Below are 4,165 nucleotides of genomic sequence, written 5' to 3'. Positions count from 1 at the left end.
AATGGCAATCCAATGACTTTTCTGCTACCCTGGGTGCAGACATAGAGCCGGTTAAAGGTTGGGTTACCAGCTTTTCATATAATCACAATGCCATCAATTCCAGAAGTTTTTCACACCCGAAGCCTGTTATGGTAGAGCTTGGAAACGGTACATTCGGCAATGTTGGGAAACCCAATTCGAGCTGGGGTGTTGATTACAGCACAACCGCGTATACCTTGGTTAATCTGATCTCTTCCTATCAGAAAAACTGGGGGGATCATTACTTTAATGGATTAGTAGGTTATGAGCAAGAAGACAGAAATTACTCTTCTATTTCTGCAACCGGAACAGGGTTGATTACCGATGAGGTCCCATCTCTGAAGACAGCTCTGGGAGAAAAAACAGTGTCGGATGCTATGAATCATTGGGCAACACAGGGCGTTTTCGGACGCGTTAACTATAACTTCAAGGAAAAATACCTCCTTGAACTCAGTGCAAGATATAATGGTTCTTCTCGCTTTTCACAGGACACACGTTGGGGGTTTTTCCCGTCGGCTTCAGCCGGATATTTTATTTCGAAAGAAGATTTCTGGACGCCCATACAACCCTTTGTAAACAGTTTCAAGATCAGGGGATCATACGGGTCTTTGGGAAATCAGAATGTGGGCTTATATTCTTATTTAACCACAATGGGGTTGGGAGCAGAGCTTGATTGGATTATCAATGGCGAAAGACCACAGTATGTGACCCCTCCCGGTTTGGTAAGCAGTGACCTGACGTGGGAAACTATAACCACCACCAATGTCGGATTCGATGCTGGTTTTATCGATAACAGACTACAGGTCGTTTTTGATATGTATGAGCGTGTTACCACCGATATGCTGGGGCCCTCCGAAACACTTCCTTATCCACTGGGTGTAAGTGCTCCGCAACGAAATAATGCAGAACTTTCGAACAAAGGATTTGAATTGGTGGTTACCTGGAGGGATCAGCTCTCTTCTGATTTTTCCTACAATGCCAAGGTGAGTATAGGTGATTCACAGGCTAAGATTCTTAAATATTACAACGAAAAGGAAATTATCGATACGTGGTATCCGGGTAAATTGGTAGGAGAAATTTGGGGATATACTACGGACGGTATCATCCAGGAGGCTGGAGAGGATATGCCTGATCAGTCTAAGTTCTATGCCAAGTGGGGACCGGGAGACATCAAGTATAAGGATTTAAATGATGACGGGAAGATCAACGATGGTACCCGTACACTGAATGATTACGGTGATCTGAGAAAAATCGGTAATACTACACCTCGTTACAACTTCAGTATATCCGGCGGATTTGACTGGAAAAACATTGATTTCAACATGTTTTGGCAGGGAGTAGGCAAAAGAGATTATTACCCCCACGCTAATTTACAGCTATTTTGGGGGATGACCAACGGCTATGGAAGTTCAGGTATTTATAAAAACTCTCCAATTCTTGATTACTGGCGTCCTGCTGATGAGGCAAATATACTGGGACCGAATACAGATGCATATCTGGCAAAACCATATTTCTCCTCAGAAACTAACAAGAACAGACAAGTCCAGACTCGCTTTCTGCTAAATGCTGCTTATATCAGGTTAAAGTCCCTGCAGGTAGGATATACTTTACCAGCGCATATCTCCGAAAAGGTTTATCTCCAGAGAGCAAGAATCTATCTGGCAGGTGAAAACCTATTGACATTTACTGGGTTACCAGGTACTTTCGATCCGGAAACAACGATAGAGTCAGATCCGGCCAATGGAGGGTATCAGCCAGGAAGGATTTATCCTCTTTCAAGAGTTTTATCAGTAGGGGTTAATTTGACATTCTAATTTTAAAGTTTATCGTATTATGAAAAGAATTAATATATATATAAGTTTGCTGGTAGCATTTCTGCTACTCTCATGTAACGAGGATTTTTTAAATCGCTATCCACAGGATGCCATCTCAGACGTGAATTTTTTTCAGTCTCCTCAGGACTTAAAGAGTTATATGAACAGTTTTTACAGCACGGCCTTCTTTGCAAAATACCCTAACCATGGTGCGGATTTTAATAGCGATAACCAGGTGGGTGGTAATATCGATACACGCATGCAGGGAACGAGAGTGGTATCCACAAGCGGTAGTATCGGCTTTGGTTGGATCAGGCGTGTAAACTACTTCTTTGATCATTACAAAAAAGTAGAAGAGAAGTATCCATTGAAAGATTATCAGCAATACTTGGGAGAGGCATATTTTTTCAGAGCAATGTCGTATTACAACATGCTTCAGACCTACGGCGACATGCAGTGGGTTACACACGAGTTGAAAACAGATTCTCCCGAATTGTACAATTCACGGGATTCCAGGGACCTGGTGGCAACCAATATTATTTTGGCTCTTGATTCAGCTGTAATGTACCTGACTCCTGAAAAAACCAAAGGACAGGGAAGGATAAATAAATGGATCGCCCTGTTGATTCAAAGTCGTGTGGCTCTCTTTGAGGGGACCTGGCAAAAATATCATGCAGGAACGCCTTTTGGCGTAACCGGGTCAAATCCGAATAAATATTTCCAAAAAGCCGCCGAGTCTGCTCTCAATCTTATTAAGGATGGCCCTTACAACCTATACAGCACAGGCAATCCATTAAACGATTACAGGGAACTTTTTGCAATGCAGGACTGGTCAAATAGCCCGGAGGTAATGTTCTGGCGGGAATACAACAACGATCTTTCCAGGGGAGAATCGGCTTTCACTAACGATAGGAATCACAGAATGGAGTTTCCCAACAATAACTCCATTACTAAACAGTTGGCAGACTCTTACTTGTGTAACGACGGGTTGCCTATTAGTGTGAGCCCTCTTTTTGAAGGACATGAAACGCTGATTGACGAGATGAAAAACAGGGATCCCCGCTTCTTCCAGAATATAGCTCCGCATGACGGGATCCAAAAGATTAATAAAGACGGGACGAAAGTTTATTGGAGTGCAGTTTACAATAAATTAAATACTGATGCTTATCACAATTCTCCTGCCGGCTATATAAATATCAAGGGTTACAACCCCGATATGAATTTTCATGTACAGCAGTATGAAGAATCTCCCGGTCTGATCTACAGGTATGCGGAAGCGTTGTTAAATTACGCAGAAGCGAAGGCGGAATCTGGTTCAATTACACAGGCTGATTTGGATTTATCCATCAATAAACTCAGAAAGAGAGTGGGTATGCCGGATTTGAAACTGGATAATATTGTTACAGATCCAAACTGGGACTTCCCTACTTTGTCGCCAATTATCAACGAAATAAGAAGGGAAAGGAGAGTAGAACTTGCCTGTGAAGGATACAGGTGGGATGATATTGCACGTTGGGCAGCTGCTGACGAGCTTATCGTAGGAAAACGACCCAAAGGATTTAAAGCATCGCAGGTAGCGAAAAATCCTTATCCGGTAGACGCAGAAGGGTTTTTGGATCCTTTTCAGAAAGCATTGCCCAGCGGATACGGATTTATCTTGGGAAGGGATTATCTCAATTCAATTCCCATTTCAGAGCTGGTTTTAAATCCTAATCTGATTCAGAACCCAGGATGGGAAGGAATTGATTAAGCGGAACCGATAAAGTTGGGGAAAATACTTCCCCCAACTTTATCATTTTTTTAAGGAAAAGATATTTTAAATTTTCATTTGATTAGTTGAATAGACCCATGAAATTACAAAGAAGGGATTTTATAAAAGGTTTGGTTGCCGTACCCGTGCTAGGTTTCTTCGCTGCCGGAGTGAAAGGGAACATTTCGAAACAGGTTGAGAAAAAGACAATTGATTACTACAAGCGACTAAAGATTGACAGATTGGAAGCTCCTCTTGAGAAGCTAACGCCTCCCACGGGCACAAAGGGCAAAAGAATCAGAATCGGACTGGTAGGCTGTGGCTGGAGAGGACAAGCCCTGCTGCAGAAATTTGGTTATTTACATTCTGACGTGATCGAGCAACACACCAAAAATGGTGAACCATCAAACTGGTTGCGTAACCTGATGGCGCAAGAAGATCTGAATGTAGAGGTAACAGGTATTTGTGACGTTTTTGACGTGCACACACAACGTGGGGTAGATATCTCTCGCCACAACGTTTATCCTAGCAATACGCGTGAACCAAAAACAGCAGAAGTATTTCAATCCTACCGCGACATGGT

The 4,165-nt window shown here is 42.6% G+C and carries 2 protein-coding genes and 1 pseudogene; all 3 read left to right on the top strand.

The features are described 5' to 3' along the window. The coding region (locus tag Q0502_RS03700; RefSeq protein WP_298647283.1) for a SusC/RagA family TonB-linked outer membrane protein at window positions 1-1,832 on the top strand (1,832 nt) is incomplete at its 5' end. Between the two features lie 19 nt (window positions 1,833-1,851). Beyond that, a complete protein-coding gene (locus tag Q0502_RS03695; RefSeq protein WP_298647281.1) occupies window positions 1,852-3,582 on the top strand; it encodes a RagB/SusD family nutrient uptake outer membrane protein in 1,731 nt (576 codons plus the stop codon). Between the two features lie 98 nt (window positions 3,583-3,680). Continuing rightward, window positions 3,681-4,165, top strand: a pseudogene (locus Q0502_RS03690) (gfo/Idh/MocA family oxidoreductase); the annotation flags it as partial.

The organism is uncultured Proteiniphilum sp. (genome assembly GCF_937873925.1).
Taxonomy (GTDB): domain Bacteria; phylum Bacteroidota; class Bacteroidia; order Bacteroidales; family Dysgonomonadaceae; genus Proteiniphilum.
This window is presented reverse-complemented; position numbering and strand designations above follow the sequence as displayed.